The sequence below is a fragment of the Streptomyces sp. PH10-H1 genome (genome assembly GCF_030063355.1).
Classification (GTDB): domain Bacteria; phylum Actinomycetota; class Actinomycetes; order Streptomycetales; family Streptomycetaceae; genus Actinacidiphila.
The window spans coordinates 85,767-102,598 of sequence record NZ_JASISZ010000019.1 but is presented as its reverse complement, the minus strand read 5'-3'; the positions used below and the strand labels follow the sequence as shown (position 1 = coordinate 102,598).

Below are 16,832 nucleotides of genomic sequence, written 5' to 3'. Positions count from 1 at the left end.
GGGTCAGAAGAAGGTGCGGATGTAGTCCGTGACCGTGCCGTCCGCCGCGACGAGCGGGATGAGCTGCCACTTGTCGAAGGTGGTGCAGGGGTGGGAGAGGCCGAGGCCGACCCACTCCCCGACCTCCAGCCCGGTTCCGGGAGCGATGGCGATGAAGGTGTGCTGGTCGGAGAGGGCCGACACCGTCAGCCCGGTGGCCGGCCGCAGCGATCCGTCCGTGCCGCGCACGACGTGGGGTTCCGGCAGACCGAGATCGTAAGGGGCGTCCCGCTTGCCGGCGTTGAGGAAGGCGAGATCGGCTTCCGGCTTGGAGATGACCTGGGCCCAGAGGCGGAAGGCGGGCTCGAGGGCGCCCTCCTGGGGGATGCGGTCGTGGAAGGGGGTGATCTCGCGGTAGTGGCCGTCGTCATGGGTGATGTAGGCGCCGGAACGCAGCAGTTTGAGCAGCGGCTTCGAGAAGCTGGTGGCCGTGAGCGGCTGGAAGACCTCGGCGACCGTGTCGAACCAGCCGCTGCCGCCCGCGCTGAGGATGATCTCGTCGGCGTCCGCGAAGAGCCCGGCGGCGTCGAAGTCCCGAGCGAGGGCGACGAGACGGCTGAGCCAGTCGCGGACGGTGTCCGGGGTCTTGACGGGGATCTCGCCCTCATAGCCGGCGACGCCGACGAGCCGCAGGTGCCGGGCGGCGGCGACCGCGTCGGCGACCTCCGTGGCGGCGGCCGCGCCGCGCACGCCCGTACGTCCGCCCTCCTCGCCCAGCTCGACGACGACATCGACGGCTCGCGTGGCGTCCGCGAGTGCCGCGTCCATCAGTTCCACGCCGCGCACGGAGTCGACGTAACAGGCGAAGCGGAAGTCCGGGTCGGCGGCCAGTTCGCCCGCGAGCCAGCGCAGCGCGGCGGCGTCGACCAACTCGTTCGCGAGGAAGATGCGTTGAACGCCGAAGGCGCGGTACACGCGGACCTGTGTGGGGACAGCGGCCGTGATGCCCCAGGCGCCGCACGCGAGTTGGCGGGCGAAGAGCTGCGGCGCCATGGACGTCTTGCCGTGCGGGGCGAAGGCGAGTCCGTACTTCTCGGAGTAGCGCTCCATGAGCGCGAGGTTGTGCTCCAGGGCCTCGGCGGACAGGGCGAGCACCGGGGTGGTGAAGCCGCCGTCGAAGAGCGACCGGCGTTCCGCCGCCAGCTCGCCGACGGTCAGCTCCGCCGCATCCGGCGGCAGCCCCTTGAAGCGGTGGCCGACCCGCTCCTCGTGCAGCCGCTCGGTCGTCCTCGCAACGTCCATGGAACCTCCTGGAGAATCACTTCGCGAAATCCATCGTTGCAGCATATGCAACGCTCATTGCATGTCTTGCTTCGAGTTGTCTAACATCCCGGCAAGCACCGGGTCAACGGTGTCCTATCAGGCACGCCGGATCAGGAACACCGGATCAGGAACACCAGACCTACAGGAGCGAGAGCGACCGTGACCGCATCACCGAGCGAGCCGCAGTTCGACGTAGCGTGCCTCGGCGAATCCATGGTCACCTTCCTGCCCTCGCGGCCCGGCCGCCTCGCCGACGTACCCGCCTTCCACCGCGGCATCGGCGGCGCCGAGTCCAATGTCGCCTGCGCCCTCGCCCGCTCCGGCCACACCGCGCGCTGGATCAGCCGGGTCGGCGCCGACGGCTTCGGCGACCACCTCGTCGGCGCCGTCGCCGCGACCGGCGTGGACGTCACCGCCGTCCAGCGCGACGCCGTCCGCCCCACCGGCATCTACTTCAAGGAGCAGCTGGCGGACCGTACCGCCGTGCTCTACTACCGCGCCGGCTCCGCGGCCGCCGCCATGTCCCCGGAGAACGTCCACCGCCGCGACGTCTGGTCGGGACGCGTCCTGCACCTGTCCGGCATCACCGCCGCGCTGTCCCCCGACTGCCGCGCCCTGATGCGCACCCTCGTCGGCCGCGAGCCGGGCCGGCCCCTCGTCTCCTACGACGTGAACTTCCGCCCGGTCCTGTGGGCCACCGGCGACGACCCCTGGCTGCTCGCCGAGCTGGCCCGCGGCTGCGACATCGTCTTCGTCGGCGAGGACGAGGCCCAGGACGCCTGGGGGCTGCCCGACGCCGCCGCCGTCCGCGCCGCGCTCCCCGAACCCGCCGTCCTCGTCGTCAAGCAGGGCAGCGCGGGAGCCACCGCCTTCACGGGCGACACCGCGGCCTTCGTCCCCGCCCTCCGGGTCGACGTCGTCGAACCCGTCGGAGCGGGAGACGCCTTCGCCGCCGGCTTCCTCTCCGCCACCCTCCGCGGCCTGCCCCTCGCCGACCGGCTCCGGCACGGGCACGTCATGGCCGCCGCCACCCTCACCGTCCCCGGCGACCTCGGCGCACCGCCGGCACGCGCCCACGCCGACGCCCTCGTCGCCCTCGACGCGGACGCGTGGGAGACACTGCGGCTGGGCCCCGGATGGACGGGTACCTGGACGGAGAAGGACACATGAGCCAAACAGTCGACCGCGCACTGCGCATCCTGCCGCTGCTCGCGGAGGGCCCGGCCAACCTCGAACAGGTCGCCACCCGCCTCGACGTCCACAAGTCCACCGCACTCCGGCTGCTGCGCACCCTCCACGAACACGGCATGGTCTACCGCCAGGAGGACCAGCGCTACCGGCTCGGCGCCCGGCTCTTCGCCCTCGCGCAGCAGGCCATGGAGACCCTGGACGTACGGGAGATCGCCCACCCGCACCTTGTCGCGCTCAACGAGCGGATCGGCCACACCATCCACCTCGCCGTCTACGAGGAGGGTGAGGTCGTCTACATCGACAAGGTCGAGAGCCGCTACCCGGTACGGATGTACTCGCGGATCGGCAAGCCTGTCGCGATCACCGTCGCCGCCGTCGCCAAACTGCTCCTCGCGGACCTCCCCGAGGCCGAACGCCGCTCTATCGCCGAGCGCCTCGAATACCCCAAGTACACGGCGAAGTCGACACCCGACGCCGCCGCCTTCCTCACCGAGCTGCTGCGGGTCCGCGACCAGGGCTGGGCCACCGACCTCGGCGGCCACGAGGAATCCATCAACTGCGTCGGCGCCCCCATCAGGGGCGCGGACGGCAGGACCGCCGCGGCGATGTCCGTCTCCGCGCCGAACGTCGTCGTCACCGCCGGCGAACTGCTCAAACTGCGCCCGCTGATCCTCCGTACCGCGGAGGCCATCAGCCGGGAGTACTCAGGAAACACCGTTTCGAAGGACACCCCATGAGCGACCACCTCCCGGACAACCTCCAGAAGACCGCGATCACCCCGGCGACCCACACCACCCCGCCGGCCAAGTTCTCGCACGGCGTGCGCAAGGGCAACCTCCTCCAGGTCGCCGGCCAGGTCGGCTTCCTGCCCGCCGTCGACGGCCAGGCTCCCACCCCCGCGGGACCGGCACTCCGCGACCAGACCCTCCAGACGTTCGACAACGTCAAGGCGATCCTCGAAGAGGGCGGCTCCTCCTGGGAGGACGTCATCATGACCCGCGTCTACCTCACCGACACCGCGCACTTCGCCGAGTTCAACACGCTCTACAACGAGTACTTCGCCGGCCTCAAGGAAGCCCCGTCGGCCCGCACCACCGTCTACGTAGGCCTCCCCGCCGGCCTGCTCATCGAGATCGACGCACTGGCCGTCCTCGGCTGACGATCTCCTTGCCCCACCGCACCACACCTCCTCTTCCGCCGCCGCACGGCGCGGCGCCCGCACCACGGGCGCCGTGCCGCGGTCCCCCACGCCCAGATCCCGAATACGGAGTCCCCACGTGTTCTCAACGCTCTCCTCGCTCGCGGCCGACGCCCCACCGCCCACGCCGCACACCGGCGGCCTCCTCGTGCTGATTCCCGGCACCCCGGGACTGCTGACCGTCGCGGCCCTCGGCATCGGCCTGCTGCTCGTCCTCATCATCAAAGCGCGGGTGCAGCCGTTCGTCGCGCTGCTCGGCGTCTCCATAGCCGTCGGCCTCGCCGCGGGGCTCTCCGTCACCGAACTCTTCGGCACGGTCCAGAAGTCCAGCGCCACGTCGCTCATCGAGACCGGCATGGGCGGCACCCTCGGCCACATCGCGATCATCATCGCGCTCGGCACGATGCTCGGCGCGATCCTCGAGATATCCGGTGGCGCCGAGGCCCTCTCCGCCCGCCTGCTCGGCGCCTTCGGCGAGAAGCGCGCCCCGCTCGCCATGGGACTCACCGGCCTCATCTTCGGCATCCCGGTCTTCTTCGACGTCGGCATCTTCGTCCTCGCGCCGATCGTCTACGCCGCCGCCAAGCGCGGCGGCAAGTCGGTCGTCCTCTACTCGATGCCGCTGCTCGCCGGCCTCTCCATGACCCACGCCTTCCTGCCCCCGCACCCGGGCCCGGTCGCCGCCGCGGGACTGCTGCACGTCCAGCTCGGCTGGGTCATCCTGATGGGCGCCGCCGTCGGCCTCCCGTCCGTCATCGCCGCCTGGGTCTACGCCGCCTGGATCGGCAAACGCATCTTCGTCCCCGTCCCGCAGGACATGGTCGAGGCCGCCGACGAGGCCAGGGCCGCCGTCGCCGCCGAGCAGCATGCCGCGGGCGTCACCCCCGTCGAGACACCCGTCTCGCTCGGCACCGTCCTCGCCATCATCGGCACCCCGCTGGTCCTCATCCTCTGCGCGACGTTCTCCTCCGTCGCCCTGGACCCGAGCACCGGCCGCTCCGTCATCGAGTTCTTCGGCCACCCCTTCGTGGCCCTGATGATCGCGCTCTTCCTCGCCTACTACCTGCTCGGCATCCGCCGCGGCTGGTCCCGCAAGTCCCTGGAAACCGTCTCCACGGCCTCGCTCAAGCCGGTCGGCAACATCCTGCTGGTCGTCGGCGCGGGCGGCGTCTTCGGCGCCGTCCTCAAGGGCAGCGGGGTCGCTCAGGCGCTCGCCGACGCCTTCGACAGCGCCGGCCTGCCGATCATCGTCCTGGCCTGGCTGATCTCGGTGGTCCTCCGCGTGGCCCAGGGCTCCGCCACCGTCGCCATCGTCACCACCGCCGGAATCGTCGCCCCCATGCTCTCCGCCGGCGACTTCTCCCAGGCCCACCTCGCCCTGGTCATCATGGTGATCTCCGCCGGCTCCATCTTCGCCTCCCACGTGAACGACGGCGGCTTCTGGATGGTCTCCAAGTACTTCGGCATCTCCGAACGCGACACCCTCAAGTCCTGGACCGTCCTCGAATCCGTCCTGTCGGTCACGGGCTTCGTGGTCGCCGCGACGCTCAGTCTGGTCATCTAGTGATGGGTGGCTGTTCCCCCGGGGGAACAGCCACCCGCGTTACCCGCGTTACGCGTCAGTCGTCGTTATGCGTCAGTCGTCCGCCGCACCGGCCGGAATGTCATCGGCCACTCCGGCCCACCACCCCTCCTCGTCATCCGCCCGCACTTTGATGCCGTGCACCAGGGCATCGATGTCGGGCGTGATGTGGTTCAGCCGCACGAGGTCGCCGGTCGACGCGAAGACGACGACGTCGACCTGGTGGGTCTCATCGCGGAACGCGTACCAGAGGTTGGCCACGATGGCGTTGTCGTCGAGAACGACGTGACCCAGGGCGCGTAACCCGGGCCCGAGATGGCCCGCGTGGAATTCATCCACCTGGGGCGGACGCATCAACTCGGGGTCATCGGAACGGGTGAGACGGCGAAGGGCCGCCATACGGGCGCCTTCGGCGGGAGCGTAGGCGACGCTGATATGGAAGGGCTCTCGGTTCAGAGCACCGAATAGCAGATAGCTTCGTTCGCCAATCGGATGCTTGGAGTATCCGTCATAGGCGAGTGTGAGTGCCTTCGCCAGGCGCCGGATTGTTAGCCAGCGATGTGGTTGGCCGCGAAGCGCGAGCATTGTGTCGGCTGTTGACCGAGCCCACGTGGCCTGACTACCCCATTCCGTGTCTACCCACGAGAGGCGCGGAGTGATATCGACCCATTGGTCCAGCGGATAGTAGATATCCACCCAGCTCAATTGCTTGCTCCTGCCGTGACTGGTGGCGCCACATCTGGATCTAGCCAGCTGGATTGAAACCGAAAGGAGTCTTTGGCGTCGTTGTACGGTGCCAGGCTCGGCTTTCCTTCAAAGACATCGCTGCTGCCAGCTCCCTTGTCCGCCAGATCGGCGACCGTGCCGACCGTGAAGGCGGCGGAGTTTTTGACAGCGCTACGGTTGAGCTGATGCGCCGCAGCCTGCACGGTTGAATTTTCGGAGTGCTTGGCAGCCTCATGTGCGCCCATTTTCTCGGCGACGGCAGTGCTGCGGGAACCACCTGCGCGCCAGATTTCGGAATTTGATACTTCCGGAACGTGCTGGGACGGGTAACGGGCCACAGCCCGCGCCTCCTTATTCATCTGCTTCAACTGGCCCTCCAGGAACTGCCGTCGTGGCTTCGGAATACTCCGATTCCGTAGCTCGCTCGCGATCTTCTGCCGGGCTTCGCCCTGCGCCGCCCTCGCCTCCGCTACGGCGTCCTTGGCTGCCTGGCGCGAAGCCACCCGCGTGGCGTCCACCCCCGCCGAGACACCCTGTTCGGCCGCCTTGCCCATGCGGAGAGTGAGGATGGCGATCACGTCGAGGCCGACGTCGGCCCAGGTGCCGTTGCCGGTGGTGGCCAAGGCGGTGTGGATCACGGCGGTGCCGTACGTGGCGGCTTCGGCTCCGGCGAGAGCCCACGTGGCGGCGAGAGCCAGCCAGGCAGGAGCCGTAGGGGCGCAGGCGATCAGGACGGCGGCGATGGCGACGGCGGTGGCGATCCAGCCGATGATTTCCAGAGCCTCATTGATCCAGGCGGCATTGCGTTCGAGGAGGTTGGAGGTCCAGCTCCAGCAAGAATCCTCGAGGGAGTCGTCGAGAAGGTCCTCGATGGCGCCGGAGAGGCGTCTGGCGTCGGACTCGTAGTCGCCGACGGTCCCGTCGAACGCGGCTTGGGCACGGACGAGTGAGGCGCGGGCGTGGTCGAGGTCGCTCTTTTGGGTGGGGGTGAGGTCGGCTTCGGGGAGGGCTTCGAGGCGCGTGATGACGTCGTGGGCGCTGGTGGCGGCACGGTGGGCTTCCACCGTTTGGTGCTGGGCGTCCTCGACGGCATCCGCCCAGGCGGAGACCTTGACGGCGACGGCCTCGTAGCGCTCGGCGACCTTGGTGAGCTTGTCGCGGAGGCGGTCGGCGCCGTCCTGGAGGGCGTCGGCGTAGTCGCCTTTGAGGCCGGTGCCGTCGGACAGGGCGCGGAGCCGGTTGATCTGGGCGCGGATCTCGACGGCGGTGTCGGTCATCGATCTGCGGCCGGTGCGGATGTCGGCGGGGGAGCCGGGGGTGGGGTCCGTGTGGCGGTCCTCGGTGCTCAGGGGATGCCAGTCGCGGGGTCGGGCGGACGACATGGGTGCGGCTCAGCCCTTCGCTCGGGCGGCGAGGTCACGGTCGATGGAGGCGAATGCCTCCTTGGTGTCGCGGACGAGGTTGAGGACCTGGCCGAGGTTCCAGAGGGTCTCCTTGCGGTTGTCCTTCCAGTTGTCGGCGAAGGTGTGCATGACGTCGGACATGCGCGTGGCGCCGACGGCATGGGCGAGGGCGTCCTGGGTGGCGGGGCAGCGCTGGAGGGCGGTGCGGATGGAGCCGAGGGAGCGCTCCGAGGCGTCGAGGAGGCGGCCGTCGACCTTCAAGTCGGCAGCGCTGGTGCATGTGTTGGACATGTGTCCGTACTCCTGAGGGGTTGTGTTCCTGTGGAACGATCAGACCGGGCATAGGTCACAGTCATGCACAAAATGGAGGAGGAACCACGATGGTCTGCGGGTATCGGCTGGTGCTGCCGCCCGGCTGGGGGCGGATTCCGTTACGGGAGGGGACCGAGGACGCGATCCGGGTGATCGTGCGCGAGGCCTTCGACGGGTCGCGCGGGGACCGGGTCGCCCAGGTGCGGGTCCGGTTGGAGGGCCGGCTGCAGGAGCTGGCCGTCCGGGCGCGCCGGGACGGCGCCGGGCTCGACCTCTACCTCCCCGTACGGCCGCGCGGCGCAGCCGCCCCGGTCCCGGCGTCCTTCGTGATGTCGGAGCTGGCGCTGGAGGGCAGGAAGGAGCGGCGGGAGTACGTCGCGGGGGAGAGCCGACGGGTGGACTACGTGCTGCCCGTGCCGGATGCCCCGGGGCGCTGTCTGGCTGCGGCCTTCTCGACGCCGACAGCGACAGCTGATCATCAACTGGCCGATGTGATGGTGGAGCTGTTCGACGCCGTGATGGGGACTTTCCGGTGGTCGGAGCCCGACGATGCGGACCCCACACACCGTCCTTCCGGATGACTTCGGCAACGGAACGGAAACGCCCGGTGAAGCGGAGGCGTCGGGTGAACGGGCACTTCGGGTCAAGCGGTACATCGGGCCTTCCGGCGGGTTAGCGTCCCCTTCGGAGGAAGCCATGCCGACGAAGGAAGCCGCCCTGAAAAGGGCCGGTGACAGCGCCACCAGCGATATGAGAACCACGAGCACGGGGACCGGCGTGACCGCACGGGAGACCGCCGCCGCTGCCGTGCCGCCGCACATCCGGCGCCGCGCCACCGGTCTGGCCGCGCTGATCACCGCTCTGGCGTTCTGCGTCGGCGACGCCGTCGCGACCACGTTCCCGTTCGGGGGGCACAGCCGGAGCGTCAGCGACCTGGGCAACCAGTTCGTACCGTTCCACGTGCACCTGTGGGACCTGCTGCACGGCAGGGCCGACGGCGATCTGCTGGTCAACTGGCAGTCCGGCTACGGCTCCAGCTTCCTCCCCGACCTCGGCACCTATCTGAGCAGCCCCTTCGCGCTGCTGGTCGGGCTCTTCCCCCGGGACGAGATCGACGTCGCGGTGTATGTGATCACCGTCCTGAAGATGGCATCGGCCGGCGCCGCGATGGCGTTCCTGCTGCTCACGCTCCGCAAGGGCCGCTGGTGGACGGCCGGGGCGCTCGGCGCCTCGTACGCGCTGTGCGGCTGGTCGATGGCCGAGGCGTCGTACAACCTCATGTGGCTGGACGGTCTCATCGCGTTCCCGCTGCTGTGCCTGGTCGGCGAGTGGGCGCTGACGAACCGCCGCCCGGTGCTCGGCCCGCTGGTCGTCGCCCTCGCCTGGACCGCGAACTTCTACACGGCCTACATGGCGACGATCGGCGCCGCACTGGTGCTCCTGCTGCGGCTGCTGCTCAGCCGGGAGGAGACCCGGCGCAAGCTCGCCGTGCTGGGGCGGTCCGTCCTGGCGACGCTGCTCGGCATCGGGCTGGCGACACCGCTGATCCTCGTGGTGTTCAAGGCGACGAAGCTCGCGCACCCGGGCCGCGTCAACCAGTTCGCGCCCGCCGCGCTGCCCGACGTGCTGGCGCGGCTGCTGCCCGGCACATACACCTTCGAGACTCCGGCCGTCTGGGTCGGCACGGCCGCGCTGCTGCTCGCACTGACCCTGCCGTTCAACACGGCGGTCGTCCGGCGTGAACGGGTCGGCTGGAGCGCGCTGGTGGTCCTGGTACTTCTGTCCATGCAGTGGAAGCCCACCCACCTGGCCTGGCACGCCTTCGCCACGCCCAACGGCAGTTCCTACCGGCAGACGTTCGTGCTGTGCGGGGTGCTGGTCATCGCCGGCTGGCTGTCCCTCGCGCAGGGCGTGCCGCGCCCACGGCCGCTGCTGGGCGGGGTCGGGCTGCTCGCGGTGGTGGCCGCCGCCGGGAGTTTCAGCGTCACCGCGCAGTCCTGGACGGTGCCGCTGCTGGCGCTCTCGCTGGCGGGGGTGCTGGGCAGTCTGATGCTGCTGCGGTCGGTGGAGGCGCGGCGGCGTACGGCCCGCTGGGCGCCGGTGCTGGCCGCCGCGCTGCTGGTGGGCGCGCAGGTGGGGGAGTCGGCGGTCTCCGAGGCGTGGTTCGACAAGGCGCGGCTGGGGCGGCTCGACGACTACGGGCCGTGGAGCCAGCGGCAGGACGTGCAGAGCGCGGCGGTCGCCCGCGTCGAGAACTGGCCCGCCTACCGTACGGATCCCGGCATCTGGCAGACGGTCGGCAACGACCCGCTGGTCGTCGGTGGGCAGGGCGCGCAGTACTACAGCAGCCTCACCTCGGAGGTGTGGGCGAGCACGCTGACCGCGCTCGGCGGCGGCTACTCCTCGCGCGGCCGGTCGCCGCGCAGCATCGACGGCCCGGTCACGGACGCGATCTTCTCGGTCGGCGCGCGGCTGCACTCCAACCAGGACCCGTTCCGGCACCCCCTGCTCGGCCCTTACACCACGACGGTGTCGGTGTCCCGGCTGGACGTTCCCCCGCTGGTGACCGTCCGCCCGGCCGTCGGCCCGTCCGGTGTGCCGCAGACCTACGGCGACAACACGTTCCGCAACCAGGAGGCGCTGCTCGGCGCCCACGTCTACACCGTTCCGCGCGTCGAAGTGCTCGATGCCAATGGCACCCCGACGCGGCTGACGGAGCAGGGGCAGTACGGGGTCAGGCCGCGCGAGGAGGGGAAGTACGGGCCCACGCAGGTGCTGAACGCGCGCTGCCCGGCCGGCAGCGAGGTCTTTCTCTCGGTGCCGGACTTCGGCGGCCAGGGAGGGCTGCGCGGGGTGTCGGACGGCGTCCGGTTCGACGCCCGCCCGCCGCAGAACCGCGCGACCGTGCAGCCGATGGGAACGGTTCCGGCCTCGGGTGCGATACGGGTGAACCTGATATCGCTGATGGCCGGGGCGATCCCCAAGGAGCCGATCGGCTGTCTCGACCGGGCCGCGCTCAACGCCCGGATCGCCGAGCTGAAGGCCGCCGGCGCGACCCGGGTGTCGGTGTCCGGCAGCCACCTGAGCGCCGAACTGCCGCCCGGCAGCACGGGGGTGGCCGTGATCGGCGCTCCGGCGATCGAGGGGTGGAGCTGTTCTGCGGGCGGCGGCGCCGCCAGGCCGGCCGGCAACCACCTGGGCCTGCTGTCGGTACCGCTGGACGGCACCGCGCGCACGATCAGCTGCGACTTCACGCCGCCGGGTCTGAAGGCGGGGTCCGCGGTGGGCGGTGCGTCGGCGCTGGGGCTGTTCGTCCTGGCCGGGTACCGGTGGTGGTCGCGCAGGCGCGCGGGTACTCGGGCGGGCAGCACGACTGCATGACCCCTTGCGGTGGCATGACACCGCGCCCGCCGGGAGGCCTTGAGCCGTCCCGGGGGGCGCGGTGAGTTCATCGCGGCTGTGCAGTGTTGCGGTTACCGGGTTACGGCAGTGCGTGCACGTGGGCGCCGACCGAGTTGGACCACTGGTTGCCGTTCTTGGCGTCCCAGTTGGTCGACCAGGCCATCGCGCCCCGCAGTGTCGGCCACTTGGCGGTCGGCTTGAAGGTGCCGCAGCCCGTGCCCTTGGTCAGGCAGTCGACCGCGTTGTTGACGACCGACGGGTCGACATAGCCGGAACCGGCGCCGCTGGTCGAGGCCGGGAAGCCGAGGCCGACCTGGGACGGGTCGAGCCCGCCCTGGATGACCGTGCAGGCCTGCGAGGTGATGAAGTCGACGGAGCCCTGCGAGTAGACGCCGCCGTCACAGCCGTTCATCGAACCGCTGTTGTAGTACTGGGTGTTGACGACGGTCAGGATGTCCTTGATCTTGAGCGCAGTGGCGAAGTAGTCGCTCGACGGGGAGAGCATGTCGATGGTCTGCGGCGCCATCGTGATGATGAGCCCCGATCCCGCCTTGCTGCTCAGGCTGCGCAGCGCCTGCGACATGTAGGTGGAGTTGAGACCGTTCTCCAGGTCGATGTCGACGCCGCTGAATCCGTACGTCTGCATGAGCGAGTAGACACTGTTGGCGAAGTTGGTGGCGGAGGCCGAGTCGTTGATCGAGACGGTGCCGTTCTGGCCGCCGATGGAGATGACGACCCGCTTGCCGGCCGCCTGCTTCGCCGCGATGTCCGCCTTGAACTGGGCGACTGAGTAGTTCAGCGCCGGGTCGAGGTTGAACGTGACCCCGCCGGGCGTCCCGGTGGCGTCGGCGAACGAGACGGCGATGATGTCGTACTGGTTCTGCACCTGGGCGATGGTCTGGATCGTCGCGCCGTTGTTGAAGTTCTGCCAGTAGCCGGTGATCGCGTGCTTCGGCAGGCTGCCGCCCGGGGGCGGGCTGGTCGGCGGGGTGGTGGGAGGAGTCGTCGGCGGCGTCGTGGGGGGCGTCGTCGGCGGGGTGGTCGGAGGGGTCGTCGGCGGCGTGGTCGGAGTGCCGCCGGGGCCGGTGAGGACGACGTCGTCAGCGAGGTAAGCGGGCTGTGCGTACCAGCCGTTGAGGTAGACGGTGACGGAGGTGGTGCTCGCGCCCGTCGTGAAATTGGTGCTGAGCTGCTGGTAGGAGGTGGCGGAGGGGGTCCACGTCGAGACGTCCGAGGTGCCGGTGCCGCTCGCGCCGAGGTAGACGTACGAACCCTGTACCCAGGAGCTCAGCGAGTACGCGGAGTTGGGCTTGACGCTGACGGTCTGCGAACACTTGGCGTTGTCGGAGCTGCTCGGGGTGCCCTTGAGAGCCGAGGAGCCGCCGTGCACCGGGCTGGAGACGGCCGCACCGCTGCCCGCTGTGCAGGTCCAGCCGGACAGTCCGCTCTCGAAGCCGGCGTTGGTGACGAGGTTGGTGTCGGCGGCGAGCGCGGTGCCCATATTGGCCACTGCGACGCCCGCGCCTATGAGCGAGGCGGCTCCGATGGTGGCGAGGGCCGTACGCGCGACCTTCGGTCTCCGATAAGCATGCGATGCACGTTCCACGACTGCCTCCTGGGGGCAAGGAGTTGGGGGGTGGTGGGGAATGCGCATGAGGGTTGGGCGTCGCGCCCTGCACGCGACCAAACTGGTCCAGACCAATAGGGTTGTCAAGACCTCTGGACGTCACCTGTCATTCATGTCGTCCATCCATTCGTTTACCGATCCTGATCCGCGACTTTCCGCACCCGTTCCGCTACACATCGATAGGCTGGCGCACGCGATCCGGCGGGTGAACGGTCCTGGCGCAGGACAGGAGGGCTGCGGATGTCGAGCGTCATAACGGTCACGGCGGACGAACTCGCGCTTCCGCTGGAGCAGCATGTGGCGCGCACCTCAGCCGCGCTCGACTCCTTCGGGCACCTCATCGCCCTCGCCTCCCCCGATCCCGGCGACCCCGCCCGCCGCCGGCTGCACACCGTGCGCGCCGCCCTCGAAGCGGACCGGCTGGCGATCGTCCCCGTCGACCTTCCGCCGCTCGCCACCGCGCTGCTCTGCGAGCAGCTGCGTCAGCTGGCCGGCACCGATCTGGGTCCCGGTGTGCTCGCGGGCGCCGCCCGGCTGCTCTCCTACTACCTGTACTCGGGCGCCCTGCTGGGCTCGGTCACCAAGCTGGACCGGGTGCCGGTCACGGTCGGCAGGCACTTCAAGTCCCTCGTCCCCGGCCGCCACTTCGTCGTCATGGCCCACCCGCATCCCGGGTTGTCCGAAGCCGGGCCCGACGCCGTCCCGGGCGGCCCGGCCTTCCTCACCCAGCTCGCGGTGGCCGGACACGGCGTCGATCCCGGCTGGATCACCGGCCCGCTCGCGAGCGCCTGGCGCACTCAGCACATTCGCGAGGTCCCGCTGCCACCCGAATCGGCGCGCTGGTGGGGCACCGGCCGCCTCGTCGAGTTCACCGCCTACATCGCGGACATCGGCGTCCTCTACCAACTGGTCACCTCGGTGCGCCGGGACACCTGTCCCTGGTGCGGCCTGGAGGTGATCGGCGACCAGTGCCTCTTCTGCTCGACGCGGCTCGGCGACCGTACGCGACCGGTGGCGGCCGCGCAGCAGCAGCTCGGGCAGCAACAGCAGCAGCAACAGCAGCGACCGCACGAAATCGGGCAGCGACAGCAGCAGTCGCCGCAGCACCGGCGTCCGCAGGACCAGGATCAGCGGGCGCGCGAGCTGGCCACCCCCGACCGCCCCCAACTCGAACCCCATAAGCGATAGGTCTCTCTGCCGATGAATTCACGTCAGCGACGCGGTGTCGTCCTCCTGGTGGTCTCCGTGCTGTGCGCGGTGGCCGCCTTCGCGGGGGTCGTCACGGTCATCGGCAACGCACGTTCCGAGGTCGGTCCGAAGGTCACCGCCTACCAGCTGACCAAGGACGTACCGGCCTACCAGGCGGTGACTTCGGGGCAGCTGGAGCAGGTCAGGATCCCGGAGAAGTGGCTTCCCGAGACCGCTGTGCGCGACCTCGCCGCTGTCCAGGGGATGGTCGCCGCGATACCGCTGAAACGCGGTTCCCTGCTGGAGTCCGGCATGGTCGCGGCCAGGCCGGTGCTCCAGGCGGGTCAGATGGAGATCGCCATCATGATCGACGCGGAGACGGGTGTAGCGGGCAAGATCACCCCGGGGGCGAAGGTCAATATCTTCGCCACCTTCGCGGGCAAGAAGGACACCGACCCCAATATCTCCAAGATCATCGTCACCGGGGCGAGGGTCATCGACGTCGGGGAGATCAGGGCGTTCGACAAGAGCCAGGACTCCCAGCGGCAGGCCGCCCAAGGCGTCCCGATCACCTTCGCCCTCGACGCCGCCGACGCCCAACGGGTCGCCTACTCCGAATCCTTCGCCCGCCATGTCCGGCTGGCACTGATCGCCCCCGGCGACGACAGCGCCCCGGCACCCGGCGACCGCACCTACACCCTGGCGGGCGATGCGGGAGGCAAGCAGTGATGCCGACCGGAAGCCGCGCGGAATCCGCCGGGTGCGATGGGCGCGCAGGACGCGCAGTAGGCGTTGGGAGCCTTGGAAGCCTTGGACGCGCCAGAGGTGATGGATCCGCATTCCACGAACCCATGTCCCGCCAGGCCGCCGTCATGACGGCCGTTGCCGACCGGGGAGGCCGCCCGTGATCGTCAGGATCCTGTCCGGCACCGGTGACCCGGATGCCGCCCGCGCGCTGACCGGGCTGCTGCACCAGCTGCCCGGCGCCGAGCCGGGACCAGCGCTGCCCGATTCGACGACCCTGCTCGATACGCTCGCCCGCGCGGCCGAGGCGGGGATCGAGGAGCTGCCCGAGGTCGTCATCGTGCACGACGGCATCACCCCCATGCCCGCGCTGGAACTGATCCGCGAGGTCGCGCTCCGGTTCCCGGCCGTCGGCGTCGTCCTGCTCACCGCCGACCCGAGCCCGGCCGTGCTCTCCGCCGCGATGGACTCCGGCGCGCGCGGCGTCATCGGGCTGCCGCTCGCGTACGACGAGTTGGGCGCGCGCGTCGAGGCAGCCGCCGCCTGGGCGAGCGGCGTCCGCCGTCACCTCAGCCCGCAGCGCGCGCTGCCCGCTGTGGCCGGCGGCACCCTCGTCGCCGTCGCCGGCGCCAAGGGCGGCGTCGGCACCACCGTCACCGCGATCCAGCTCGCGCTGGCCGCGCACGCCGCCGGACGGTCCACAGCGCTGGTCGACCTGGATCTGCAGGGCGGCGACATCGCCTCGTACCTGGACGTCCAGTTCCGCCGCTCGATGGCCGACCTCACCGACATCGGCGAGATCTCCAGCCGGGTCCTGCACGACGCGATGTACGTCCATGAGTCCGGTCCGGCCCTGCTGCTCGCCCCCGGCGAGGGCGAGCGCGGTGAGGACGTCACCGACCGGTCGGTACGGCTGGTCCTGCACGCGCTGCGGCAGCGCTACGAGGTGGTCGTCGTCGACTGCGGTACGCAGCTGACCACCGCGAACGCCGTGGCCGTCGAGACCGCCGACACGGCGGTGCTGGTCACCACCCCCGACGTCGTCGCCGTCCGCGCCGCCAAGCGCATGGTCCGGATGTGGGACCGGCTGCAGATCCGCAAGCCGCAGGACACCACGGCCGTCGTCAACCGCTACACACGCGGCACCGAGATCCAGCCCTCCCTCGTCGCCCGCATCACCGGCACCAAGGTCGCGGCCTCCGTCGTTCCCGCCGCGTTCAAGGAGCTCCAGTCCGTCATCGACGCGGGCCGCCTCCACGACCTCGACAACCGCTCCACGGTCAAGCAGGGCCTGTGGGCGCTCGCCGCCGAACTCGGCCTCGCCGTCGGCGGCCACCCCCTTCCACGGCAGGCCAAACGCGGCAGGCGCGGCAGCCTGCGCGACGACCGGGGCCAGGTCATCCTGGAGACCCTCGGCATGACGCCGGTCATTCTCGTCACTCTGATCCTGGTCTGGCAGGCGGTGCTCGCGGGCTATACGTTCACGCTGGCGGGTCACGCGGCGGACGAGGCCGCGCGCGCGGCGGCTGTCGGACAGGATGCGGTTGCGGCCGCGAAGCGGGACCTGCCGGACGCGTGGCTCGGCAGCGCGACCGTCGATCCCCCCGACAGGGGCGGCGGCACGGTGACCGTCACCGTCAAGCTCAAGGTCCCCGTCCTCTTCCCCGGCGCCATCGACTTCCCGTTGACGGTCGAGGGCCACGCGTCCACGGTGGACGAAAGGGTGAAGCGATGACCATCCGTACCTCGGGCCGTACCTCGGGCCGCACCTCGGGCCGTACCTCGGGCCGCACGCGCCGCGAAACCGGCTCCGCCTCCCTGGAGTTCCTCGGCGTCCTGCCGATCCTGCTGTTCATCGCCCTGGCCGGAATCCAGCTCGGCTTCGTCGCCTACACCGCCAACCAGGCCGGTACGGCCGCCCGTACCGCCGCCCGCACCGCCGCTCTGCGTGCCCCGCACCCGGACGCGGTGGAGGCGGGCCGCAACGCGGTGAGCAGCTGGCTGCGGGACGGCACCTCCATCCCCCCGCTCGCCGACGTCGGTGACTCCGTCACCGCGACCGCCACCATCAACATCCCGTCCGTCATTCCCGGCGTGAGCATCTTCGGCCCGGTGCGGCGCAGCGCGACCATGCCGAAAGAGGCTGTGAATCGATGA

At 70.3% G+C, this 16,832-nt stretch carries 15 protein-coding genes; 10 read left to right on the top strand and 5 right to left on the bottom strand.

Features of this window, described 5'->3' with window-relative positions:
• Positions 1 to 3: 3 nt before the first annotated feature.
• Entirely contained in the window at positions 4 to 1,281 is a 1,278-nt protein-coding gene (locus QMK24_RS14755) for an alanine racemase (protein ID WP_283466291.1), read from the bottom strand.
• Between the two features lie 180 nt (positions 1,282 to 1,461).
• Between QMK24_RS14755 and QMK24_RS14750 the strand changes: the two genes are divergently transcribed.
• From QMK24_RS14750 to QMK24_RS14735, 4 genes are all read left to right on the top strand, one after another.
• Complete coding sequence (locus tag QMK24_RS14750) at positions 1,462 to 2,472, top strand: sugar kinase (protein WP_283466289.1); 1,011 nt, start codon at positions 1,462 to 1,464, stop codon at positions 2,470 to 2,472.
• Positions 2,469 to 3,230, top strand: coding sequence for an IclR family transcriptional regulator (locus tag QMK24_RS14745; RefSeq protein ID WP_283466287.1), 762 nt, complete (start codon positions 2,469 to 2,471; stop codon positions 3,228 to 3,230). The genes QMK24_RS14750 and QMK24_RS14745 overlap by 4 nt, the downstream gene beginning before the upstream one ends.
• Entirely contained in the window at positions 3,227 to 3,652 is a 426-nt protein-coding gene (locus QMK24_RS14740) for a RidA family protein (RefSeq protein ID WP_283466286.1), read from the top strand. Before QMK24_RS14745 ends, QMK24_RS14740 begins: the two co-directional genes overlap by 4 nt.
• A gap of 118 nt (positions 3,653 to 3,770) precedes the next feature.
• The gene (locus tag QMK24_RS14735) at positions 3,771 to 5,255 is read left to right on the top strand and encodes a GntP family permease (RefSeq protein WP_283466285.1); all 1,485 of its coding nucleotides are present in this window, start codon (positions 3,771 to 3,773) and stop codon (positions 5,253 to 5,255) included.
• A 72-nt stretch (positions 5,256 to 5,327) separates the two neighbouring features.
• Here the strand turns inward: QMK24_RS14735 and QMK24_RS14730 are convergent, their stop codons facing one another.
• Genes QMK24_RS14730 through QMK24_RS14720 form a run of 3 tightly spaced genes read right to left on the bottom strand, consistent with a single transcriptional unit; the run spans position 5,328 to position 7,693 of the window.
• A complete protein-coding gene (locus QMK24_RS14730) occupies positions 5,328 to 5,969 on the bottom strand; it encodes a hypothetical protein (RefSeq protein WP_283466284.1) in 642 nt (213 codons plus the stop codon).
• A gap of 5 nt (positions 5,970 to 5,974) precedes the next feature.
• Positions 5,975 to 7,381 carry a hypothetical protein gene (locus QMK24_RS14725; protein WP_283466283.1) on the bottom strand — a complete coding sequence of 469 codons (1,407 nt, stop codon included), beginning with the start codon at positions 7,379 to 7,381 and terminating at the stop codon, positions 5,975 to 5,977.
• Between the two features lie 9 nt (positions 7,382 to 7,390).
• The gene (locus QMK24_RS14720) at positions 7,391 to 7,693 is read right to left on the bottom strand and encodes a hypothetical protein (RefSeq protein ID WP_283466282.1); all 303 of its coding nucleotides are present in this window, start codon (positions 7,691 to 7,693) and stop codon (positions 7,391 to 7,393) included.
• A gap of 89 nt (positions 7,694 to 7,782) precedes the next feature.
• On the opposite strand from QMK24_RS14720, the gene QMK24_RS14715 reads away from it, so the two are divergent.
• Together QMK24_RS14715 and QMK24_RS14710 are read left to right on the top strand one after the other, a co-directional pair.
• Complete coding sequence (locus QMK24_RS14715; RefSeq protein ID WP_283466281.1) at positions 7,783 to 8,295, top strand: hypothetical protein; 513 nt, start codon at positions 7,783 to 7,785, stop codon at positions 8,293 to 8,295.
• 115 nt (positions 8,296 to 8,410) lie between these two features.
• Positions 8,411 to 11,095, top strand: coding sequence for a YfhO family protein (locus tag QMK24_RS14710; RefSeq protein ID WP_283466280.1), 2,685 nt, complete (start codon positions 8,411 to 8,413; stop codon positions 11,093 to 11,095).
• A 100-nt stretch (positions 11,096 to 11,195) separates the two neighbouring features.
• Here QMK24_RS14710 and QMK24_RS14705 read toward each other — a convergent pair whose 3' ends face one another.
• Positions 11,196 to 12,770 (bottom strand): chitinase, encoded by a 1,575-nt coding sequence (locus tag QMK24_RS14705; protein ID WP_502962593.1) that lies wholly within the window; start codon positions 12,768 to 12,770, stop codon positions 11,196 to 11,198.
• A 213-nt stretch (positions 12,771 to 12,983) separates the two neighbouring features.
• On the opposite strand from QMK24_RS14705, the gene QMK24_RS14700 reads away from it, so the two are divergent.
• The 4 genes from QMK24_RS14700 (at position 12,984) to QMK24_RS14685 (ending at position 16,832) form a co-directional block, all read left to right on the top strand.
• The gene (locus QMK24_RS14700; protein ID WP_283466279.1) at positions 12,984 to 13,931 is read left to right on the top strand and encodes a hypothetical protein; all 948 of its coding nucleotides are present in this window, start codon (positions 12,984 to 12,986) and stop codon (positions 13,929 to 13,931) included.
• 12 nt (positions 13,932 to 13,943) lie between these two features.
• Complete coding sequence (cpaB, locus tag QMK24_RS14695) at positions 13,944 to 14,660, top strand: Flp pilus assembly protein CpaB (RefSeq protein WP_283466278.1); 717 nt, start codon at positions 13,944 to 13,946, stop codon at positions 14,658 to 14,660.
• 175 nt (positions 14,661 to 14,835) lie between these two features.
• Entirely contained in the window at positions 14,836 to 16,410 is a 1,575-nt protein-coding gene (locus tag QMK24_RS14690) for a CpaE/TadZ family protein (RefSeq protein ID WP_283466276.1), read from the top strand.
• Entirely contained in the window at positions 16,407 to 16,832 is a 426-nt protein-coding gene (locus QMK24_RS14685; RefSeq protein ID WP_283466274.1) for a TadE family protein, read from the top strand. The genes QMK24_RS14690 and QMK24_RS14685 overlap by 4 nt, the downstream gene beginning before the upstream one ends.

Bases quoted from the DNA above. Each gene is read 5' to 3' on its own strand.
- QMK24_RS14755 (WP_283466291.1), bottom strand. From the start codon at position 1,281: ATGGACGTTGCGAGGACGACCGAGCGGCTGCACGAGGAGCGGGTCGGC.
- QMK24_RS14745 (WP_283466287.1), top strand. From the start codon at position 2,469: ATGAGCCAAACAGTCGACCGCGCACTGCGCATCCTGCCGCTGCTCGCG.
- QMK24_RS14740 (WP_283466286.1), top strand. From the start codon at position 3,227: ATGAGCGACCACCTCCCGGACAACCTCCAGAAGACCGCGATCACCCCG.
- QMK24_RS14725 (WP_283466283.1), bottom strand. From the start codon at position 7,381: ATGTCGTCCGCCCGACCCCGCGACTGGCATCCCCTGAGCACCGAGGAC.
- QMK24_RS14720 (WP_283466282.1), bottom strand. From the start codon at position 7,693: ATGTCCAACACATGCACCAGCGCTGCCGACTTGAAGGTCGACGGCCGC.
- QMK24_RS14715 (WP_283466281.1), top strand. From the start codon at position 7,783: ATGGTCTGCGGGTATCGGCTGGTGCTGCCGCCCGGCTGGGGGCGGATT.
- QMK24_RS14710 (WP_283466280.1), top strand. From the start codon at position 8,411: ATGCCGACGAAGGAAGCCGCCCTGAAAAGGGCCGGTGACAGCGCCACC.
- QMK24_RS14705 (WP_502962593.1), bottom strand. From the start codon at position 12,770: ATGCGCATTCCCCACCACCCCCCAACTCCTTGCCCCCAGGAGGCAGTC.
- QMK24_RS14700 (WP_283466279.1), top strand. From the start codon at position 12,984: ATGTCGAGCGTCATAACGGTCACGGCGGACGAACTCGCGCTTCCGCTG.
- cpaB (WP_283466278.1), top strand. From the start codon at position 13,944: ATGAATTCACGTCAGCGACGCGGTGTCGTCCTCCTGGTGGTCTCCGTG.
- QMK24_RS14685 (WP_283466274.1), top strand. From the start codon at position 16,407: ATGACCATCCGTACCTCGGGCCGTACCTCGGGCCGCACCTCGGGCCGT.